This is a genomic window from Phenylobacterium sp., assembly GCF_965229015.1.
Lineage (GTDB): Bacteria > Pseudomonadota > Alphaproteobacteria > Caulobacterales > Caulobacteraceae > Phenylobacterium.
In genome coordinates this window covers 2,598,251-2,618,289 of sequence record NZ_CBDDIM010000001.1, presented here as the reverse complement: position 1 = coordinate 2,618,289, position 20,039 = coordinate 2,598,251, and the positions used below count along the sequence as shown (strand labels likewise).

The 20,039-nt window shown below is 69.6% G+C and carries 21 protein-coding genes; 7 read left to right on the top strand and 14 right to left on the bottom strand.

Annotated elements, in window-relative coordinates; translation table 11 throughout:
- Nucleotide 1: 1 nt before the first annotated feature.
- Complete coding sequence (locus ACO06I_RS13190; RefSeq protein ID WP_421933022.1) at nt 2-457, bottom strand: hypothetical protein; 456 nt, start codon at nt 455-457, stop codon at nt 2-4.
- A 115-nt stretch (nt 458-572) separates the two neighbouring features.
- Nucleotides 573-2,378, bottom strand: a complete 1,806-nt coding sequence (gene lepA / locus ACO06I_RS13185; RefSeq protein WP_421933021.1) for a translation elongation factor 4 — start codon at nt 2,376-2,378, stop codon at nt 573-575.
- Between the two features lie 139 nt (nt 2,379-2,517).
- Here lepA and ACO06I_RS13180 point away from each other — a divergent pair, with 139 nt between their 5' ends.
- Nucleotides 2,518-3,129 (top strand): DUF1134 domain-containing protein, encoded by a 612-nt coding sequence (locus tag ACO06I_RS13180; RefSeq protein ID WP_421933020.1) that lies wholly within the window; start codon nt 2,518-2,520, stop codon nt 3,127-3,129.
- A gap of 14 nt (nt 3,130-3,143) precedes the next feature.
- Here ACO06I_RS13180 and ACO06I_RS13175 read toward each other — a convergent pair whose 3' ends face one another.
- Nucleotides 3,144-3,698 carry a TIGR00645 family protein gene (locus ACO06I_RS13175; protein WP_421933019.1) on the bottom strand — a complete coding sequence of 185 codons (555 nt, stop codon included), beginning with the start codon at nt 3,696-3,698 and terminating at the stop codon, nt 3,144-3,146.
- 75 nt (nt 3,699-3,773) lie between these two features.
- On the opposite strand from ACO06I_RS13175, the gene ACO06I_RS13170 reads away from it, so the two are divergent.
- The 3 genes from ACO06I_RS13170 (at nt 3,774) to ACO06I_RS13160 (ending at nt 5,597) form a co-directional block, all read left to right on the top strand.
- On the top strand, nt 3,774-4,088 hold the full coding sequence (locus ACO06I_RS13170; RefSeq protein WP_421933018.1) for an ArsR/SmtB family transcription factor: 315 nt from the start codon (nt 3,774-3,776) through the stop codon (nt 4,086-4,088).
- Entirely contained in the window at nt 4,085-4,522 is a 438-nt protein-coding gene (locus ACO06I_RS13165; protein ID WP_421933017.1) for an SRPBCC family protein, read from the top strand. The genes ACO06I_RS13170 and ACO06I_RS13165 overlap by 4 nt, the downstream gene beginning before the upstream one ends.
- A gap of 64 nt (nt 4,523-4,586) precedes the next feature.
- Entirely contained in the window at nt 4,587-5,597 is a 1,011-nt protein-coding gene (locus ACO06I_RS13160; protein ID WP_421933016.1) for a mechanosensitive ion channel family protein, read from the top strand.
- 7 nt (nt 5,598-5,604) lie between these two features.
- On the opposite strand, the gene pheT is transcribed toward ACO06I_RS13160, so the two are convergent.
- The 4 genes from pheT to rpmI form a co-directional block, all read right to left on the bottom strand.
- Nucleotides 5,605-7,977, bottom strand: a complete 2,373-nt coding sequence (gene pheT, locus ACO06I_RS13155; RefSeq protein ID WP_421933015.1) for a phenylalanine--tRNA ligase subunit beta — start codon at nt 7,975-7,977, stop codon at nt 5,605-5,607.
- A 10-nt stretch (nt 7,978-7,987) separates the two neighbouring features.
- Complete coding sequence (pheS, locus tag ACO06I_RS13150) at nt 7,988-9,094, bottom strand: phenylalanine--tRNA ligase subunit alpha (RefSeq protein WP_421933014.1); 1,107 nt, start codon at nt 9,092-9,094, stop codon at nt 7,988-7,990.
- A 112-nt stretch (nt 9,095-9,206) separates the two neighbouring features.
- Entirely contained in the window at nt 9,207-9,563 is a 357-nt protein-coding gene (gene rplT, locus ACO06I_RS13145) for a 50S ribosomal protein L20 (RefSeq protein WP_421933013.1), read from the bottom strand.
- A gap of 15 nt (nt 9,564-9,578) precedes the next feature.
- Nucleotides 9,579-9,779, bottom strand: a complete 201-nt coding sequence (gene rpmI, locus ACO06I_RS13140) for a 50S ribosomal protein L35 (RefSeq protein ID WP_304701667.1) — start codon at nt 9,777-9,779, stop codon at nt 9,579-9,581.
- Between the two features lie 202 nt (nt 9,780-9,981).
- On the opposite strand from rpmI, the gene ACO06I_RS13135 reads away from it, so the two are divergent.
- The gene (locus ACO06I_RS13135) at nt 9,982-10,731 is read left to right on the top strand and encodes a DUF1345 domain-containing protein (protein ID WP_421933012.1); all 750 of its coding nucleotides are present in this window, start codon (nt 9,982-9,984) and stop codon (nt 10,729-10,731) included.
- Here ACO06I_RS13135 and ACO06I_RS13130 read toward each other — a convergent pair.
- From ACO06I_RS13130 to ACO06I_RS13110, 5 genes are all read right to left on the bottom strand, one after another.
- The gene (locus tag ACO06I_RS13130) at nt 10,728-11,933 is read right to left on the bottom strand and encodes an MFS transporter (protein WP_421933011.1); all 1,206 of its coding nucleotides are present in this window, start codon (nt 11,931-11,933) and stop codon (nt 10,728-10,730) included. The genes ACO06I_RS13135 and ACO06I_RS13130 overlap by 4 nt on opposite strands.
- Nucleotides 11,930-13,159, bottom strand: coding sequence for an MFS transporter (locus tag ACO06I_RS13125; RefSeq protein WP_421933010.1), 1,230 nt, complete (start codon nt 13,157-13,159; stop codon nt 11,930-11,932). Before ACO06I_RS13125 ends, ACO06I_RS13130 begins: the two co-directional genes overlap by 4 nt.
- Nucleotides 13,160-13,284: 125 nt before the next feature.
- A complete protein-coding gene (gene infC, locus ACO06I_RS13120; protein ID WP_215342444.1) occupies nt 13,285-13,806 on the bottom strand; it encodes a translation initiation factor IF-3 in 522 nt (173 codons plus the stop codon).
- Between the two features lie 110 nt (nt 13,807-13,916).
- The gene (locus ACO06I_RS13115; protein ID WP_421933009.1) at nt 13,917-14,900 is read right to left on the bottom strand and encodes a glycosyltransferase family 9 protein; all 984 of its coding nucleotides are present in this window, start codon (nt 14,898-14,900) and stop codon (nt 13,917-13,919) included.
- Nucleotides 14,890-16,062 (bottom strand): glycosyltransferase family 4 protein, encoded by a 1,173-nt coding sequence (locus ACO06I_RS13110; RefSeq protein ID WP_421933008.1) that lies wholly within the window; start codon nt 16,060-16,062, stop codon nt 14,890-14,892. Before ACO06I_RS13110 ends, ACO06I_RS13115 begins: the two co-directional genes overlap by 11 nt.
- Nucleotides 16,063-16,145: 83 nt before the next feature.
- Here ACO06I_RS13110 and ACO06I_RS13105 point away from each other — a divergent pair, with 83 nt between their 5' ends.
- Both ACO06I_RS13105 and chrA read left to right on the top strand, forming a co-directional pair.
- Nucleotides 16,146-16,889, top strand: coding sequence for an alpha/beta hydrolase (locus ACO06I_RS13105; RefSeq protein WP_421933007.1), 744 nt, complete (start codon nt 16,146-16,148; stop codon nt 16,887-16,889).
- Nucleotides 16,889-18,244 carry a chromate efflux transporter gene (chrA, locus tag ACO06I_RS13100; protein ID WP_421933006.1) on the top strand — a complete coding sequence of 452 codons (1,356 nt, stop codon included), beginning with the start codon at nt 16,889-16,891 and terminating at the stop codon, nt 18,242-18,244. The genes ACO06I_RS13105 and chrA overlap by 1 nt, the downstream gene beginning before the upstream one ends.
- On the opposite strand, the gene ACO06I_RS13095 is transcribed toward chrA, so the two are convergent.
- Nucleotides 18,241-19,101 carry an SDR family oxidoreductase gene (locus tag ACO06I_RS13095; RefSeq protein ID WP_421933005.1) on the bottom strand — a complete coding sequence of 287 codons (861 nt, stop codon included), beginning with the start codon at nt 19,099-19,101 and terminating at the stop codon, nt 18,241-18,243. The genes chrA and ACO06I_RS13095 overlap by 4 nt on opposite strands.
- 11 nt (nt 19,102-19,112) lie before the next feature.
- On the bottom strand, nt 19,113-19,982 hold the full coding sequence (locus ACO06I_RS13090; protein ID WP_421933004.1) for a UTP--glucose-1-phosphate uridylyltransferase: 870 nt from the start codon (nt 19,980-19,982) through the stop codon (nt 19,113-19,115).
- Nucleotides 19,983-20,039: the final 57 nt, after the last annotated feature.

Here is a 20,039-nt window from a genome sequence, read left to right as displayed (position 1 = left end):
CCTATTTCGGCGGCTTGGTCTGCAGCATGGTCCCCGCCCCAAGGTACTTGCCGGGCGTCGACAGCGGGAAGGGCGTGCAGTTGTAGCCGGGCCCGCCGGGATTGGGGCTGCATTCGAGCGGGTTGACCCAGCCGAAGGAGCCGCCGGCGGTGGGGACGTCGTGGGTGTGGTTGGCGTACTTGGCCTGCAGGGTGTTGACCTGTTCGCTCAGGGCCGACTGGAGGTTGGCCTGGTTCTTGGCCAGCACCGTCAGGGTGTTCACCTCCGCGTGCAGGGAGACGACCTCGTTCTGCAGGGCCTTGATCTGGGCGTCGCGCGGATCGGCGGTCATGGCCCGCATGGCGCCGGGGGAGACGGTTATGGGCCCGGGGCGGCCCTGGGCGTAGGCGAGGCTCGCCAGCGCCAGGGTCGAGAAGGCGGCGGCCGCGGCGGCACGGCGAAGGACGCGCTGGGACATGGCGAGGACCTCTGTCGGGCCGCCGCCAGGCTGAGCGTCAGCCGCGCGCGGACCGGTGAAGCTTCCAGCCTATCCCATAACCCGGTTATTCCACAACGCTGCGGTGTGGAGCTGCCTAATCGGCGTCCATCTTCAGCGCCGCGATGAAGGCCTCCTGCGGGATCTCCACCTTGCCGAACTGGCGCATGCGCTTCTTGCCGGCCTTCTGCTTGTCCAGCAGCTTGCGCTTGCGGCTCATGTCGCCGCCGTAGCACTTGGCCGTCACGTCCTTGCGCAGGGCGCGGACGGTCTCACGCGCGATGATCCGGCCGCCGATGGCCGCCTGGATCGGAATCTGGAACATGTGGGGACTGATGAGGTCCTTCATCTTCTCCACCATGCCGCGGCCCCGGGCCTCGGCGCGGTCGGCGTGGACCAGCATCGAAAGCGCGTCCACCGGCTCGGAGTTCACCAGGATCGACATCTTCACCAGGTTGCCGACCCGGTAGTCCTCGATGGCGTAGTCGAAGGAGGCGTAGCCCTTGGAGACGCTCTTCAGCCGGTCGTAGAAGTCGAAGACCACCTCGTTCAGCGGCAGGTCGTAGACCACCAGGGCGCGGGAGCCGACATAGGAGAGCTCCCGCTGCTCGCCGCGGCGGTCCTGGCACAGCTTGATCACCGAGCCGAGATACTCGTCGGGGGTCAGGATGGTGGCCTTGATCCAGGGCTCGGCGATGGTGGAGATTTTCACCGGGTCGGGCAGGTCGGCCGGGTTGTGCAGCTCCATCTCCGAGCCGTCGGTGAGGCCGATCTTGTAGACCACGGAGGGCGCGGTCGCGATCAGGTCGAGGTCGAACTCGCGGGAGAGACGCTCCTGGATGATCTCCAGGTGGAGGAGCCCGAGGAACCCGCAGCGGAAGCCGAAGCCGAGCGCCGCGCTGGTCTCCATCTCGTAGGTGAAGGAGGCGTCGTTCAGGCGCAGGCGGCCGATGGCGGCGCGCAGGTCCTCGAAGTCGGCGGCGTCCACCGGGAACAGGCCGCAGAACACCACCGACTGGGCGACGCGGAAGCCCGGCAGGGCCGTCGCGGTCTGGCGGCGCTCCTCGGTGATGGTGTCGCCGACGGCGGCGTCGGCCACCTGCTTGATCTGGGCGGTGATGTAGCCGATCTCGCCGGGGCCGAGCTCGGCCACCTCGGTCTGTTTGGGCTTGAAGACGCCGATGCGGTCGATGGAGTGGGTGACGCCCGCATTCATCATGCGCACCTTCATCCCGGCCTTCAGCACCCCGTCGATGACGCGCACCAGGACAACGACGCCCAGATAGGGGTCGTACCAGGCGTCCACCAGCAGGGCCTTGAGCGGGGCGTCGCGGTCGCCTTTCGGCGGCGGCAGGCGGGTGACCACGGCCTCCAGCACCTCGGCGATGCCCTCGCCGGTCTTGGCCGAGCAGAGCACGGCTTCGGAGGCGTCGATGCCGATGACGTCCTCGATCTGCTGGCGCACCCGCTCGGGCTCGGCGGCGGGCAGGTCGATCTTGTTGAGGACCGGGACGATCTCGTGATTGTTGTCGATGGCCTGGTAGACGTTGGCGAGCGTCTGGGCCTCGACGCCCTGGCTGGAGTCCACCACCAGGATGGAGCCCTCGCAGGCGGCCAGGCTGCGGCTGACCTCATAGGCGAAGTCGACGTGGCCCGGGGTGTCCATCAGGTTCAGGACATAGGTCTCGCCGTCGCGGGCCTTGTAGTCCAGGCGGACGGTCTGGGCCTTGATGGTGATGCCGCGTTCGCGCTCGATCTCCATGTTGTCGAGGACCTGCTCGGTCATCTCACGCTTGGTGAGGCCGCCGGTCTCCTGGATCAGGCGATCGGACAGGGTCGACTTGCCGTGGTCGATATGGGCGACGATGGAGAAGTTACGGATGTGGGAGAGAGGCGTGCTCATGGTGCGCCAGCCTCTAGCACATTCGGCGGCCCCTGCGAGGGTCCGCCGCCGATCATGCTTAATCGGACGTTAAGCTGAGCCGCCGCATTGATGGCGCCGAGGGATGGGAGGTTCGCCTCGCCGTCATCAAGGACTCGCCATGGATCGCCGCACACTGATCGTTTCAGGCCTCGCCACGCTGAGCGCCGCGGGGGCCGCCCAGGCCCAGCCCCAGACCCAGGGCGGGCCGCCGCCCCCCAGCCAGACCCCCGACTATCCGACGCCGGCCGAGCCCTTCACCCGCGAGGAGATGGTCAACAACGTCTCCGACTTCCTGGGGGTCACCGCCGAGGCCGCCGGCGGGGCCATCGAGCGGGTGTTCAAGGAGAACGGCCGGCCCACCGCCTATATCGCGGGCCAGGAGGCCTCCGGCGCGATCTCCGTCGGCGCCCGCTACGGCCACGGCCTGCTCTACATGAAGAACCGCCAGCCGATCGAGGTCTACTGGCAGGGCCCGTCAGTGGGCTGGGACCTGGGGGGCAACGCCAGCCGCGTCTTCACCCTCTGCTACAATCTGCAGTACCCGGAGGTGCTGTTCCAGCGCTTCCCCGGCGTCGAGGGCTCGGCCTATCTGGTGGGCGGGCTGGGGGTGAACTACTTGCGCTCCGATGACGTGATCCTGGCCCCGATCCGCGCCGGGGTCGGCCTGCGCCTGGGCGCCAATATCGGCTATCTCGGCTTCAGCCGGAAGCGGCGGGCCTGGCCCTTCTAGGACCCGCCTAAGCGCTAGTGCTTGTCGGTCTTGGAGGCCAGCAGGTCCATCAGGGCCAGCATGACCCCGGAGACCACGAAGGTCAGGTGGATGCCCACCAGCCAGCCGAGCGTACGGTCCGGGATCGGCTCGTTCTCCGACAGCCGCATGAAGGCCCGCAGCAGGGCGATTCCGGAGATCGCCACGATGGAGGCGATCAGCTTCATCTTCAGGCCCGAGAAATCCACGGTCCCCATCCAGGACGGGCGGTCCTCGTCGTCGCCGGTGTCGATCTTGGAGACGAAGTTCTCGTAGCCCGAGAAGGTGACGATCAGCAGCAGGTTGCCGGCCAGGGACAGGTCGATGAGGGAGAGCGCCATGAGGATGGCTTCCTCCGGGCTCATCGTCGTGATGTGGCTGAGCTCGTGCCAGGCCTCGTTGAAGAAGACGATCACCAGGCCGGCCAGGGCCAGGATCAGGCCCACATAGAAGGGCGCCATCAACCAGCGGGCGCGGAACAGGCCGGTCTCCAGCCAACGCTCGAGGACGGGCTTGGGGCGGTGGGTCGGCGTCGGGGCGGGCGTGGACATACAGGGTGTATGGGATGGCGCCTGGGGCGATTCAAGCGATTGACTCATCCATAAGTGCAGACTTATGAATTGCCCATGGAAGCCGATCTGTTCAAGGCGCTGGCGGACCCGACGCGTCGCGGGGTGTTCGAACGGCTGTCGCGGGAGGGGGAGCTGAGCGTCGGCGACCTGACCCGCGGGGCCGGCGTCTCCCAGCCGGCGGTGTCGCAGCACCTGGCGGCCCTGAAGCTGGCGGGGCTGGTGACCGAGCAGAAGGTGGGCCGCAATGTCCGCTACCGCGCCCGGGCCCAGGGCCTGGCGCCGCTGATGGATTGGATGAGCCTCTACGGGGCCTTCTGGGACGAGCGGTTCGACCGGCTGGAAGCCCTGCTCAAGGAGATGGACCCATGAACGACCTCCCGGCCCAACGCTCGCTCATCGTCGAGCGGACCATGCCGCACCCGCCGGAGAAGATCTGGCGGGCCCTGACCACCGGCCCGCTGATCGAGACCTGGCTGATGGCCAACGACTTCCAGCCGGTGGTGGGCCACCGGTTCAATTTCCGGGCGACCCCGGTGATGGGCTGGAACGGGGTGACCGACTGCGAGGTGCTGGCGCTCGAGCCGCCGACCCGGCTGGTCTACAGCTGGAACGCCTCGGGGGAGCAGGCGCGCGACGGTCTGAAGACCGTGGTCACCTGGACCCTGACGCCGGTCGAGGGCGGCGTCCTGGTGCGCATGGAGCAGTCCGGGTTCCGGCCGCAGGACGAGCCGGGCTATCGCGGCATGGGCGGCGGCTGGCCGGGAATTCTCGGCCGGCTCGAGCAGGTGGCGGGGAACCAGTAGGCGCTTACGGCGTAGCTCTGGAGGTCCGACGTCCGCGCGTCGGGCGCCTTGCAGGAGTGCGCGCTTGGAGAAGCTCTCGGCCACGGTCTGGGCCTGGTTCGCCACCGGCCAATGGCTGGTCCCGGCCGGCAAGCTGGCGGTGGCCGCGGTCATCGTCGCGGCGGGATTCGTCGCCGCCCGGCTGGTGTCGGGCGGCCTTGGCCGATGGCGTGGCCGCGCCCGCGCCGGCCGGCCGATCATCTATATCGTCGAGAAGCTGTCGGGTTACGGCCTGGTCCTGGCCGGCTTCTTCGTGGCCCTGTCGACCCTGGGGATCGACCTTACCTCCCTGGCGGTCTTCGCCGGGGCCCTGGGGGTCGGGGTGGGCCTTGGCCTGCAGGGGATCGTCCGCGAGTTCGTCTCGGGCCTGGTGATGATCTTCGACCCGCACGTCCATGTCGGCGACTTCATCGAGCTGGAGAACGGCGTGCGCGGCGTGATCGCCGAGGTGGGGCCGCGGGCCGCGCGGGTGCGCACCAACGACGGGCTCAATGTCGTGATCCCCAATTCCAAGCTGATCGAGAGCCAGGTGATCAACTGGACCCTGAAGGGCGGCACCCGGCGGATTCACGTGCCCTTCTCGGTGGCCTATGGGGTCGACAAGGCCGTGGTGCGCGACGTCGTGATCCAGGCCGCCCGCGCCACCCCCTTCACCCTGCCGGAGACCGAGGACCGCAAGACCCAGGTCTGGCTCATCGGGTTCGGGGACTCAGCGCTCAACTTCGAGCTGGTGGTGTGGCCGACCTTCGACGCGGTGAAGCGGCCGGCGGCCATGCACGCGGCATATACCTGGGCCATCGAGGACGCCCTGCGCTCGGCCCAGATCGAGATCCCCTTCCCACAGATGGACCTGCGGGTGCGCAGCCTGTTCGGCCATGAGGGCGGCGAGGCCTTCACGGCCCTGGGCCTGAAGGCCGAGCCCGCGCCCGAGCCCGCGCCGCATCCGGTGATCGAGACCAAGAACGACGCCGCCGACGCCCTGATCGCCGACGTCGAGCGCGAGGCCCGCGAGCGCCTGACCGAGGGTCGGGAGTAGGTGGGCCTCAGCTCCGCAGCTTGGCGCCCACGGTCTTTTCCGCCGCCGCCACGATCCTGGCCGACAGGGCCTCGATCTCCGGCTCGGTGAGGGTCTTCTCGCGGGGCTGGACCAGGACCTCGACCGCCACCGACTTTGAGCCCTCCGGCACGCCGGGACCGGAATAGACGTCGAAGACCCGGGCCTCGGAGATCAGGGCCTTGTCTGCGGCCAGGATCGGGCGGACCAGGTCGCCGGCCGGGACGTCGGCGCCCACCACGAAGGCGAAGTCCCGCGACAGGGGCATCAGGGCCGAGGCGTCCAGGGCGGGCCGGGACTTGCCGGACTTCTTCTTGCCCTCGGGCAGGGCGTCGAGGTTGAGCTCCAAGGCCAGCAGGGGGCCGTCGACGTCGAGGGCCTTGAGGACGCGCGGGTGCAGTTCGCCGAACTCGGCCACCACGGTCTTGGGTCCCAGCTGCAGGCGGGCCGAGCGGCCCGGATGCCACCAGTCGGAGGTGGAGCCTTGAACCAGCTGCAGGTTCGGCGCGCCGATCTCCTCCAGGATCGCCATCAGGTCGCCCTTGAGGTCGAACAGGGGATCGGACTTGGCGCCGTCCCAGCGCCGGGGCGGATGGGGGGCCACCAGGGCCGCCAGCACCGTCACCTGGTCCTCCGGTTCGTCGCCGCGATAGAGCGGGCCGATCTCGAACAGGGCGGCGTCGGGGAAGCCGCGCCGGGCGTTGCGGCCCGCCGCCTCGATGAGGTTGGGCAGGATGGAGGGCCGCATGCAGTCCAGGTCCGAGGCGATGGGGTTGGTCACGACCAGCTTCGGATCGCCGCCGCCGAACAGCTTCGCCGTCGCCTGGGCCAGGAAGCTCCAGGTGATGGTCTCGGCATAGCCGCGGGCGGCCATGGCGCGCCGCGCCACGCGGACGCGGCCCTGGCGCACGGTGAGCACGCCGCCGGCCGGCCGGGCGATCTCCGGCAGGGGCGTGGCGGGCAGGGCGTCATAGCCCTGGATGCGGGCCACCTCCTCGACGAGATCGGCCTTGCCCTCGACGTCGCGCCGCCAGGAGGGCGGGGTGACCTGGTCGCCCTCGACCTTGAAGCCGAGCTTGGTGAGGATCTCGTCGATCCGGGCGTTCCCGATGTTGAGGCCGGAAAGCTGCTTCACATAGGCCCGGTCGAAGGTGAGCGCGGTGGGCGGGGCGGGCGCCTCGCCGGCATAGGTGACCTCGGAGGCCTCGCCGCCGCAGAGCTCCAGGATCAGCTTGGTGGCCAGCTCCAGGCCGGGGACCAGGGACTGCGGGTCGACGGTGCGGGCGAAGCGGTACTGGGCGTCGGAATTGATCCCCGTCGTCCGGCCGGTCTGGGCCGTCAGGATTGGATCGAACCAGGCGCTTTCCACGAAGACGTCGGTGGTGGCCTCCGAGCAGCCGGTGCTCTCGCCGCCCATGACCCCGCCCAGGCCGATGGCGCCGGAGCCGTCGGCGATGACGCAGATCTCCGGGGTCACGGCGTAGGTCTTGCCGTCCAGGGCCGGGACCTCCTCGCCTTCGCGGCCCATGCGGGCCTCGATGAAGCCGCCGGTCAGCTTGGCGGCGTCATAGACGTGCAGGGGCCGGGCGCGATCGTAGGTGATCAGGTTGGTGATATCCACCAGGGTGTTGATGGAGCGCAGGCCGATGGAGGTCAGGCGCTGGGCCAGCCAGGCCGGCGACGGCCCGTTCTTCACGCCGCGGATCAGCCGGCCGGCGAAGGCCGGGCAGGCTTCCGGCGCGGGCAGCTTGATCTCGATGGGGTTGGGGAAGGCCCCCGGGACTGGGGCGATGGAAACGTCCTTCAGGGTCCCGAGGCCCGCGGCGGCCAGGTCGCGGGCGATGCCGACGACCCCCAGCCAATCGGGGCGGTTGGGGGTGACCTCGAAGTCGATCACGGCTTCCAGGCCGAGCGCCACGGCGGCGGGGGTTCCCACCGCCAGGCTGTCCGGAAGCTCCATGATGCCGTCGGACTCACTGGCGGCCTCCAGCTCGGAGGCCGAGCAGAGCATGCCGTTGGAGACCACCCCGCGCACCGGCTTCTCCACCAGGGTCACGCCGAGGCCGGGCACATAGGCGCCGATGGGGGCATAGATGGTGGTCAGGCCGGTCCGGGCGTTGGGGGCCCCGCAGACGATCTCCTTGCGGCCGTCGACGGTGTCCACCTGGCAGACCCGCAGGCGGTCGGCGTTGGGGTGCTGCACGGCCTCCACGATCCTGGCGACGGTGAAGGCGGCCAGCTTCGCAGCCGGGTCGTCGACATGCTCGACCTCCAGGCCGGCCATGGTCATGGCCTCCACCACCTGGGGGGCCGTGGCGTCGGTGTCGAGGTGCTCGTGCAGCCAGGAGAGGGTGAACTTCATGATGCTCTCCTTAGCTCAGGCCGGTGGCGGGGTTCGGCGCGGCGAAGGCCGAGAAGCCGTAGTGCTGCAGCCAGCGGACGTCGCTGGCGAACATATCGCGCAGGTCGGGCATGCCGTACTTGAGCACGCCGAGCCGGTCGACGCCGCAGCCGAAGGCGAAGCCCTGCCAGACGTCCGGGTCCAGGCCGCAGTTGCGCAGCACATTGGGGTGGACCATCCCGCAGCCGAGGATCTCCAGCCAGTCGCTGCCCTGGCCGATCTTCACCTCGCCCCCGGAGCGGTCGCACTGAACGTCCATCTCGGCGCTGGGCTCGGTGAAGGGGAAGTGGTGCGGGCGGAAGCGGGTGACCACATCCGGGGTCTCGAAGAACCGGCCGAGGAAGGTCTCCAGGGTCCACTTCAGGTGGCCCATGTGGATGGTCTTGTCGATCACCAGGCCCTCGATCTGATGGAACATCGGGGTGTGGGTCTGGTCTGAGTCCTTGCGGAAGGTGCGGCCCGGCACGATGACGCGGATCGGCGGCTCCTGGCCCGCGGCGATCCAGGGGGCGGCGGGCTTCTGGTTGGTGCGGTTCATCACCCGCACCTGGACGGGACTGGTGTGGGTGCGCAGCACCTTGCGCTCGCCGTTCTCGTCCTCCGGCAGGAAGAAGGTGTCGTGCATCTCGCGGGCCGGATGCTTGGGCGGGAAGTTCAACGCCGTGAAGTTGTTGAAGTCGGTCTCGATGTCCGGCCCCTCGGCCAGGGCGAAGCCCATCTCGGCGAAGATGGCGATCATCTCGTCCATCACCTGCATGGTGGGGTGGACGGAGCCCTTGCGGCGGGGCGCCGGCGGCAGGGAGAGGTCGACCCGCTCGGCGGCCAGGCGGGCGTCCAGCTCGGCGGCCTCCAGGCTCGCCTTGCGGCTTGCGATGGCGGCGGCCACGCGGTCGCGCAGGCCGTTGATCAGCGGCCCCTGCTCGCGGCGCTCGTCGGGGGACATGGCGCCCAGGGACTTGAGCAGGTCGGAGATGGCGCCCGACTTGCCCAGGGCCGCGACGCGCACGGCCTCCAGGGTGGCGAGGTCTGGGGCCGCGGCGATGGCGGCGGTGAGGTCGGCTTCGAGTTTGGCGGTCATGACACGCGGTTCTTAGAGGGGGTGACAGGGCGCGGAAAGAGGACAGCAAAAAGCCCTCCGGCGGTTCGGCCGAAGGGCTTTGAATGCTTTAGGAGCGAAAAGCTCCCGGGCCTCAAGCCAGAGCGGCGCGAACCTTCTCAGCGATGGCCTTAAACGCGACCGGGTCATTGCCCGCGATGTCCGACAGGACTTTGCGGTCGATCTCGATCCCGGCCAGGTCAAGGCCGTGGATAAAGGTGGCGTAGGTCAGACCTTCGGTGCGGGCCGCGGCGTTGATGCGTTGGATCCACAGCGAGCGGAAGTTACGCTTACGGACCTTGCGGTCGCGATAGGCGTACTGACCGGCGCGGTCCACCGCGGCCTTGGCGGCGCGGATGGTGTTCTTGCGGCGGCCGTAGAAGCCCTTGGCCTGCTCAAGAACCTTCTTGTGACGGGCGTGGGCGACAACGCCCCTTTTAACGCGTGCCATGTGTCAGTTCTCCGATCAAAGGCCGTAGGGCAGGTAGGTCTTGATGATCTTGGCGTCAGACGCCGTCATGACCTTGGTGCCGCGGTTTTGTCGGATGTACTTGGCGCTGTGGCTCATCAGCCGGTGGCGCTTGCCCGCCACGCCGGCCTTGATCATGCCCGACGCGGTGAGTTTGAAGCGCTTCTTGGCGCCTGACTTGGTCTTCAGTTTCGGCATTTCTCTGCGGAGCGTGAGCCCCGTCCTCTGGCGTATTGATGAACCGTCCTGGCATGCCATTGGGCCAGACGGTTCCGAAGGGGAGGGCGAATACGCGAAAGGGTGCGGGAAAGCAAGGGTTTGAGTCCCGCTCGCGGGCCATCATCGCCAGGGACAACAGGGGCCGGGCGCGTTCATATGGCCCCCCGATCCGGAGCGCTCCATGGCCCGCAAGTCCGCCGCCAAGCCCAAGTCCCCGCCCAAGTCCGTCCTCAAGCCGATCCCGCCGGTGCTGCGGGCGCCGGTGATCGGGGCGTTCCTGGCGCGGCCGCGGCTGCTGGCGGCGATCACGGTGGGTCTGGTGGTCTGGGCGCTGAGCGGCGCCTTCGGCCTGAGGGGCAGCACCAGCGCCATCTTCGGCTGGGACGCCACCTGCCTGGTCTTCGTCGTCGCGGTGATGCGGATGATGGGGAACAAGACGCCGGCCGAGATACGCGCCCAGGCGGCCAGCCAGGACCAGGGTCAGGGGGTGATCCTGGCCCTGGTCACCGTCGCCGCGGCGGTCAGCGTCTGGGCGATCGGCCTGGAGCTGTCCCAGGCCAAGGGCGAGCACGGGCTGGAGAAGGGGCTGCGGGTGACCCTGGCCTTCGGGACGGTGGCGGCCTCCTGGCTGATGGTCCACCTGATCTTCGCCCTGCACTACGCCCATGAGTACTACGCCCCCGACGCCGAGCTCGGCGGGGACAAGGTGGTGGGGGGACTGGGCTTTCCCGGCGGGGAGCCGCCGGACTATTGGGACTTCGTCCACTTCTCGACGGTGATCGGGGTGGCCTCCCAGACCGCCGACGTCACCTTCACCTCCAAGACCCTGCGGCGGATCGGGACCATCCACGGCATCGTGGCCTTCACATTCAACACCGTGGTCCTGGCGCTCACCATCAACCTGCTGGCGGGCCTGTTTGGCGGGTCCTAGGCCGGTGCGACGCGCGGCACGCGCTTGATCACCTGCAGGGCCAGGATCAGGGCCGGCACGATGAGGATGGCGGTGAGCGCGAAGGGCGCGCCGGGCGAGACCAGAGAAAAGAGCTGGCCCGCATAGATGGGGCCGCCGATGCGGGCCAGCGCATTGCTGGACATGTTGAGGCCCAGCATCTCCCCCTGGCGGTCGGGCGGGGTGGACTTGGAGATCAGGCCCACCAGGTTCGGGAAGCAGATGGACTGGCCGAAGCCGACGATGGCCAGGCCCAGCACCGCCTGGGCCGGGACCAGGGAGGTGAACTGCACCAGCATGCCGACGAACATCAGGCACAGCCCGGCGATCAGCACGCGGGGCTCGCCGAAGCGGCCCACCAGCCAGCCGGTGGCGATCCCCTGGCTGAAGGCGCCGATCACCCCGATGACCATGAAGGCCAGGCCGATCTGCTGCGGCCCCCAGCCGAACTTGGCGGCGGTCCACAGGCCGTAGGTGGCCTCGATGCCGGCGAAGCCCGAGACGATGACGAAGGAGATGATCAGGATGCGGGCGATCACCGGGTGGGCGAAGGCCTCCCGCAGGGCCACCTGACGGCCGCGGGGCCGCACGTCGGGGGTGCCGGGCCGGGTCTCGCGCACGAAGAGCAGCACCCCGAGCGCCGAGGCCAGGCCAAGGCCGGCGGCGGCGAACAGGGGCAGCTGGAAGCCGATGGGGCCGAGGTCGGGCCGGGCCAGCAGGCCTCCCAGGGCCGGGCCGGTCATGAAGCCCATGGAGAAGGCCGAGCCCATCACCCCCATGCGGCCGGCGCGCTTCTCCGGCGGGGTGATGTCGGCCATGCAGCCCTGCAGGGTCGAGATGTTGCCGGCGAAGAAGCCGCCGGCGAAGCGGGCGACGAAGGCCACCAGGATGTTGGGGGAGAAGGCGAGCGCCACATAGCAAAGGGCGCTGACGGCGATGGTGACGATCAGCACCGGGCGGCGGCCGACGCGGTCCGACAGGCGTCCCCAGAAGGGCTCCCCCAGGAACTGCCCCGCCGAGAACATCGAGAACAGCAGGGCGATCTGCCAGGCCGGGGCGTCGAAGGCCTTGCCGAAGAAGGGCAGCAGCGGGATCACCACCCCGAAGCCGGCGATGTTGAGGAAGACCACCGACAGCAGGATGACCAGCGCGCGAAGGTCCTGCTTCTCGGCGGTCAGGCTCACGGGGTGGGTTCGTTCAGCTTGCCCAGCGCGATGGCCCGCCGGGTGGCCGACAGCGCCAGCAGGATGGCCGGCGTCACCACCAGGGCCCCCAGGATGAAGGGGCCGTCCCGCAGCAGCGGCACCATCAGGCCCGCGCAGATCGGGCCGGTCACCCGGGCCAGCGCGCCGGTGGCGTTGTTGAGACCCATGATCTGACCCTGCCTATGCGGATCGGCGGTGCGCGAGATGATCGCGCCCACGTTCGGGAAGGCCACCGACTGGCCCGCCGCGGTGAGGCACATCAGCGCGATGGTCATGTAGCCGTTGATGGAGAAGATCTGCAGGGCCGCGGCCACCGCCGTCATGCCCATGCCGACCGCCAGCATCACACCCTCGCCGTACTTTTCCGACATGCGGCCGGTGACCATGGTCTGGAAGAAGAAGGCCGTCGCGCCGGTGAAGGCGAAGCAGACGGCGATGTCGCGCGGACCCCAGCCGAAGCGGGCCTGGGACCAGAGGCCGAACTGGCTCTCGATGCCGGTGAAGGCGAAGCCCACCAGGAAGGTCAGCAGCATCATGCGGCCGATCACCGGGTGGCTGACGGCCTCGCCGACGGCCGCCCAGCGGCTGGGACGGTGGCTGATGCCCTCCTCGCGGACCCGGCTCTCCTTGATGACGATGGCGATGGCGATCACGCAGAGGGCCGCCAGGCCCGAGGCGATGAACAGCGGAATGCGGAAGCCGGCCGGGCCCATGCCCTCGTGGGCGAAGAAGCCGCCCACCGAGGGGCCGATGATCAGGCCGACGTTCCAGGCCGCGCCCTGATAGCTCATCTGGCGGGCGCGCTTCTCGGGGGGGGTGACGTCGGCGATATAGCCCTGGACCACCGCGCCGTTGCCGGCCGCCAGCCCGCCCACCAGGCGGATGGCGAAGGCCACCCAGATGTTGGGGGCGAAGGCGAGCGCCAGGTAGCAGAGGCAGTTGCCCATGATGGTGGAGATCAGCAGCGGCTTGCGGCCGTACTTGTCCGACAGCCGGCCCCACAGGGGTTCGCCGAAGAAGGCGCCCACCGAATAGGCTCCGAAGATCAACCCGATCTGCCAGGGCGCCGCGTCGAAGGACTTGGCGTAGAAGGGCAACAACGGGACGATGATCCCGAAGCCCAACATGTTGATAAAGATGACGGCTATCAGCGACGCCGCAGCAAAACGCGGCGCCGGGGCCTTATACGGCTCGGACTGGGACATAATGATCCGGTGTTAGGCTGCACCGGTGAGGGCGTAAAGACCCAGCGTGACGCTTGGTTGTCGCGGCCATGAAAAAGCGGCCGCCCCTGGGGGACGGCCGCTTTGAATCACTTGGACAATGAGGCCTAGCGGGGCGCCAGGATCATGATCATCTGACGGCCTTCCATGCGGGGCTCGTACTCGACCTTGGCCACCGGCTCGAAGTCGGCCTTCACCTGCTGGAGCAGCTTCATGCCAAGTTCGGGGTGGGCCAGTTCGCGGCCACGGAAGCGCAGGGTGACCTTCACCTTGTCGCCCTCTTCGAAGAAGCGGTGCATGGAGCGCGCTTTGACTTCGTAGTCGTGGATGTCGATGTTGGGACGGAGCTTGATCTCCTTGATCTCCACCACCTTCTGACGTTTGCGCGCCTCGTTCTTCTTCTTCTGCTCCTGGAACTTGAACTTGCCGTAGTCCAGGATCTTGCAGACGGGCGGATCAGCATTCGGCACGATCTCGACCAGGTCGAGGCCCGCTTCCTCAGCGGCCTCCAGAGCGGAAGAGGTCGGCATCACGCCCTGCTTCTCACCGTGCTGATCGATGAGCAGAACTTTGGGGACGCGGATATCGTCATTGATGCGCGGTCCGTCTTTGACGGGCGGCGCCTGCATGGGGCGGCGAATAGGCTTTTGCTCCGTGAGCTATTTCAAGGCGAACGCACCGGCCGCGCGAGAGCGCTCCGGGGTGTTCAGTTAGTATATGACCCTGCGGCTCCCCGCGATCAAGCGCCGCCGGGGGCTGGCGCCAAAGCATTCGCCGCCTGTGCGACGCTCGCCACAGCCAGATCGCCGAGATTGTCGGCCTGCAGCACCGCCACATGGCCGCGCGGGGCCGACAGGGCGGGGTCCGAGGCGTTGGAGAACAGCACGATGGTGGGCGCGCCGGTGGCGGCGGCCAGATGCAGCGGGCCGGTGTCGTTTCCCACCACCAGGGCCGCCTTGGCGCCCAGGATGGCGATGCGGGCGAAGTCGGTGCGGCCGGTGAGGTCGCGGGCCTTGCCGACATAGCGCTGGATCTGGCGGGCCACGGCGCTCTCCTGGGGGCCGCCCAGGATGACGATGTCGAAGCCGCGGTCGTAGAGCAGCTTGCCCAGCTCGCCGTAGCGCTCCACCGGCCAGCGCTTGTCCAGCCGGTGGGCCGAGCCGCCGGGGATGAACAGCACATAGGGCCGCGGCATCACGCCGCCGGCCACGGGGCGTTCCTGCGGCGCCTTGCGCAGCACCCAGGAGAGGTCCGGGGGCGGGGCGGCGCCCGGCTCGGTGGGGGCGTCGGGCCAGATGCCGGCGTATTTCAGCTGGTCGGCCTGGCGCTCCAGGGTGTGCATGGAATTGCGGTGCGGGTTCTTGTGCGGCAGGGCGCAGCCCATGGCGATCCCCGACCACTCGGGCGGGAAGGGCCGCAGCATCTGGAAGATGCGGTTCGAGGCCGAGGAGGTCTGCAGGTCGTAGACCCGGTCGTACTTGGCCTTCTTGATCCGGGCGCGCAGGGCCAGCCAGGCGCCGGGACCGTTGGGCTTGCCGTCGGTCTCCACGGCGTTGAAATAGGGCGAGCTCTTGGCCAGGCCCTCGAACTGCGGGGTGGTGAGCAGGGTGATGTGGGCGCGCTTGTGCGCCTCGCGGATCTTCTTCATGGCCGCCAGGGCCAGGACGAAGTCCCCCAGCGCCGACAGCTTGATCACCAGGACCTTCTTGATCTCACGCGCCATGGGCTCTGGCCTCCAGCACGCGTTCATAGGCCGCCATTGTGGCCGAACACATGGCCTGGGCGGAATAAAGCTGGCGGGCCCGGTTGGAGGCCAGTTCGCCCATCTTCGCCAGCCTGGCGGGACCGGCGTCGAGGGCCAGCGCCAGGGCCTTGGCCCAGGCGTCGACGTCGCCGGGCGGGGTCAGCCAGCCGGTCTTGCCGTCCAGCACGGTCTCGGTGGCGCCGCCGTGGGCCGAGGCGATCACCGGGCGGCCCATGGCCTGGGGCTCGACGGCGGTGCGGCCGAAGGACTCCGGCACGGTGGTGGGCAGGATGGCCAGGTCGCACAGCAGGAAGGCCGCCGGCATGTCGTCGCAGTGGCCCACCAGCTTGATCTCGGCCGACAGGCCCGCGTCGCGGATCGCCGCCTCCAGCTCCTCGCGGTAGTCGGTGCGGCCCTGGTCGTCGCCGGCGAAGATGATCAGGAAGTCGCCCCGGCCCTCCGCCTTCAGCCGGGCGGCGGCGGCGATGACGGTCAGATGGCCCTTGATGCGGGTCAGCCGTCCGCCCAGCAGAATCTTGACGCGCCGGTCGTCGGCGGCGATCCCCCAGGCGGCGCGCAGGGCCTCGAGGCGCTCGGGCGCCACCAGGGCCGGATTGAAGCGGTCGAGGTCCACGCCGCGCGGAATGGTGACGATCTTGTCCGGCGACAGATCGTGCTGCTCCAGCACGTGGTCGCGGGTGTAGTCGGAATTGGCGATCACCAGGTCGCCCCGGGTCATCACCGCATTGTACCAGCGCTTGAGCCTGGACTTGGCGTTGTAGATTCCGTGATAGGTCGCCACGAAGGGCGTCCCCGTCACCTGGGCCGCCCACAGGGCGGAAAAGGCCGGCGCCCGGCTCCGCGCGTGGACCAGGCTGACATTCTCCTTGCGGATCAGATCCACCAGCCGGGCGGCGTTGCCCAACATCACCAGGGGGTTCTTGGACTGCACGGGCATCTGGGCCAGGCGGCCGCCATCGGCCTCCAGGCGCGCGGTCATGCGGCCGCCCCGGGTGGCCACCAGGGCCTTGCCGCCGGCGCGCACCACGGCGTTGGCCACGTCGATCGTGGTCTGTTCGGCGCCGCCGGTCTCGAGCTCGGGGACGACCTGCAGCAATGTGAAGTTGGGAGGCAGTGTCACGGCCATCTGCATAACGCACTGCGGGGGCGCGTAAAGCCCGTCGCACGCTGACGGGCGCCTGCGCACAGGCTATTGATCGGGGCATGAGCCAAGAGACCGGATTCCTGGCGCGGCCGGACGGCGCGCGCATCGCCTGGCGCAGGGTGGCGGGCGCGCAGCCCACCGTGGTCTGGCTGGGGGGCTTCCGCTCCGACATGACCGGGACCAAGGCCGAGGCCCTGGCGGACTGGGCCCTGGCGCGGGGCCAGGCCTATCTGCGCTTCGACTATTTCGGCCACGGGGAGTCCGACGGCGACTTCGCCGAGGGGACCATCACCCGCTGGCGGGAGGACGCCCTGGCGGTCCTCGACGAGCTGACCACTGGGCCCCTGGTCCTGGTGGGCTCCTCCATGGGCGGATGGATCGCCTGCCTGACCGCCGCGGTCCGGGCCGAGCGGATCCGGGCTCTCGTGTTGATCGCCCCCGCGCCCGACTTCACCGAGAAGCTGATGGCGCCCGGGATCGACGCCGCCGGCCGCGAGGCCCTGGCCCGGGACGGGGTCTGGATGCGACCCTCCGAGTACGGAGATCCCTATCCCATCACGGCCGCCCTGCTGGAGGACGGAGCCCGCTGGTCGATCCTGCCGGGGCCCGTGCCGATCACCGCGCCGGTGCGCATCCTGCAGGGCGGGGCCGATCCCGACGTGCCCTGGCGCCACGCCCTTGAGCTGGCCCAGGCGCTGAACAGCGACGACGTGGTCTTCACCCTGATCAAGGACGGCGATCACCGGCTGTCGCGCCCGCAGGACATCGCCCGGCTGCTGGCGGCCCTGGACGAGGTCGCCTGATGGAGCCGGCCGCCTCGCCCCGCATGCCGACCTTCGGGGAAGCCACACGGGTCTGGGCCAGGATCGGCCTGCTGAGCTTCGGCGGCCCGGCTGGCCAGATCGCCCTGATGCACCGGATGCTGGTGGAGGAGCGCCGCTGGATCGGGGAGCGGCGGTTCCTGCACGCGCTCAACTACTGCATGCTGCTGCCCGGTCCGGAGGCGCAGCAGCTGGCCATCTATATCGGCTGGCTGATGCACCGGACCGCCGGCGGCCTGACAGCCGGCCTGCTGTTCATCCTGCCCGGCGCCCTGGTGATGCTGGCCCTCAGCATCGGCTACGCCCTCTACGGCGCGACGCCGGTGGCGGCCTCGCTGTTCCTGGGGGTGAAGTCGGCGGTGCTGGCCGTGGTGATCGCCGCGGTGATCCGCATCGCCGGACGGGCGCTCAAGGGCCAGGCGTCCGTGGCCTTGGCGGCGGCCGCCTTCCTGGGCCTGTTCCTGCTGCACATTCCATTCCCGGCGATCATCGCGCTCGCCGGCCTCTGGGGCTGGTTGAAGCCGGACCTGTTCCAGGCGCCCGGCCACGCCCAGGACGTCGACGAGGGCCCGCAGGGCCTGGTGGACGAGGTCATCGCCCGGGGGGAGGCCCCCCATATCGTCCCGTCGCGCGGCCGGGTCCTGAAGGTGCTGGCGGTCTGGTTGCCGCTCTGGCTGGCGCCCTTCGCCGCCCTGTTCGCCCTGACCGGCCCCGCCAGCGTCTGGACCCGGCTGGCGGGCTTCTTCGGAACCATGGGGGTGGTGACCTTCGGCGGCGCCTATGCGGTCCTGACCTATGTGGCCCAGGCCGCCGTCGAGGGCTTCGGCTGGCTCGCGCCCGGCGAGATGGTGGACGGCCTGGGCCTGGCCGAGACCACGCCGGGCCCGCTGATCCTGGTCCTGCAGTTCGTGGGGTTCCTGGCCGCCTATCGCCAGCCGGGTGGCCTCGATCCCCTGCTGGCGGGGAGCCTCGGCGCCCTGCTCACCACCTGGGTCACCTTCGCCCCCTGCTTCCTGTGGATCTTCCTGGGCGCCCCCTATGTGGAGGCCCTGCGGGGACACAGGGCGGCGGCCGGGGCCCTGGCGGCGGTGACCGCCGCGGTGGTGGGCGTGATCGCCAACCTGGCGGTCTGGTTTGCTTTGCACACCCTGTTCGGAGAGGTGAAGCGGGTGGCGGTGCTGGGGATCGGGCCCGACCTGCCGGTGCTGGCCAGCCTCGACTGGCGGGCGGCGGTGCTCAGCCTGGCGGCCATGATCGCCATGCTGAGGTTCAAGACCGGCATGCTGCCGACGCTGGCGGCCTGCGCTGCGGCGGGTTGGGTGCTCTCGAGGCTCTAACCCCCCGCGGCCAGGATCGCGGCCAAGCCCTCACGATAGGTCGGATACATGGGCCGCCAGCCCAGCTCGGCCTTGGCGCGCGCGTTGGAGACCCGCTTGGTCTCGGCGTAGAAGCGCCGCGCCGAGGGGGCCAGCGCGTCGAGGTCCAGGATCTCCTCCGGCGGCGGTTCCATCCCCAGCAGGCGCGCGGCATAGGCCACCACTTCGCTGTTGGGGGCCGGCTCGTCGTCGCAGAGGTTGTAGATCCCGCCGGCGCGGGGCCGGGCGATGGAGGCCTCCAGGCCGGCGGCCAGGTCGTCCACATGGATGCGGCTGAACACCTGGCCCGGCGCGGCCACCCGGCGGGCGCGGCCCTCCCGCAGGCGGTCGAAGGCGCAGCGGCCGGGACCGTAGATGCCGGGCAGGCGGTGGATGGTGACCGTCAGGCCCATGCCGCGGCCGACCTCGAGCCAGTCGCGCTCGGCGCCGACCCGGCGCGCGCCCTCCAGGGACTGGGCGGCCAGGCGGCTGTCCTCGAACACCCAGCCGCCGCGCCGGTCGCCATAGACCCCGGTGGTGGAGAGGTAGCCGATCCAGTCGGGAAAGGCGCCGGCCCGCGCCATCGGCCGGACCAGGGCCGGCAGGGCCGGGCAGCCGAGCTCGGTGGGCGGGGCGGTGATCAGGATCGCCTGGGCCCGGCCCATCTCGGCGGCGATGGCCTCCGGGTCGGCCACCGGGACGGGTTCGATCCCTTCGGCGGCCAGACGCGCGGCGCCGCCCCCGTCGCGGAAGCTGGCGGCCACGGTCCAGCCCTGTGGGATCAGGCGCTTCGCCAAGGCGCGGGCGGAAAAGCCGTAACCGAAGACGAAGAGGCGCAAGGGCCCGCCTCCTAGAGCAGGGCCTGGATCGCGGCCCGGGCGGCCTCGGCGAACTCGGGCCGGCGCAGGGCGAAGGCCACATTGGCCCGCAGCAGGCCGATCTTGTCGCCGCAGTCGTAGGTGGTCCCCTCATATTCCAGGGCATGGAAGGTCTGGGTCTTCATCAGCTGGACCATGCCGTCGGTGAGCTGGATTTCGCCGCCGGCGCCCTTGCCCTGGCGCTCCAGCAGCTCGAAGATTTCCGGCTGCAGGATGTAGCGGCCCGAGATGAACAGGTTCGAGGGCTCGGTCCCCGGGGCGGGCTTCTCCACCATGCCGGTCATGCGGTTGAGCCGGCCGTCCTGGTGCTCCAGGGCGACGATGCCGTACTTGTGGGCCTCGCCCTCGGGGCAGGGCTCCACGGCGATGATGTTGCCGCCGACCTTCTCGTGAGCCGCCACGGCCTGGGCCAGGGCCGGAACCTCGGCCGCCATCAGCATGTCGGGGAGCATGACGGCGAAGGGCTCGTCGCCGATGATGTGGCGGGCGCACCAGACCGCGTGGCCAAGCCCCAGGGGCGCCATCTGGCGCACGAAGCTCATGCCGCCGGGGGTCGGCAGGTCGGCGCGGACCTCGGCCAGGATGTCGGCCTTGCCCTTGGCCTCCAGGGCGTTCTCGATCTCCGGATTGGCGTCGAAGTAGTCCTCGATGGCGCCCTGGCCGCGGCCGGTGACGAAGACGATGTGCTCGATGCCCGCGGCGCGCGCCTCCTCCACCACATAGGACAGGATCGGCCGGTCGAAGATGTTGAGCATGTTCTTCGGCGTGGTCTTGGCGCCGGGAAGCACCCGGGTCCCCAGACCCGCCACGGGAAGTACGGCCTTGCGCACGCGTTTGGTCATTCACTCCTCCGTCCGGCTTTGACTAGAGGAGCCAAGGCGCGAAATCCATCGGGCGTT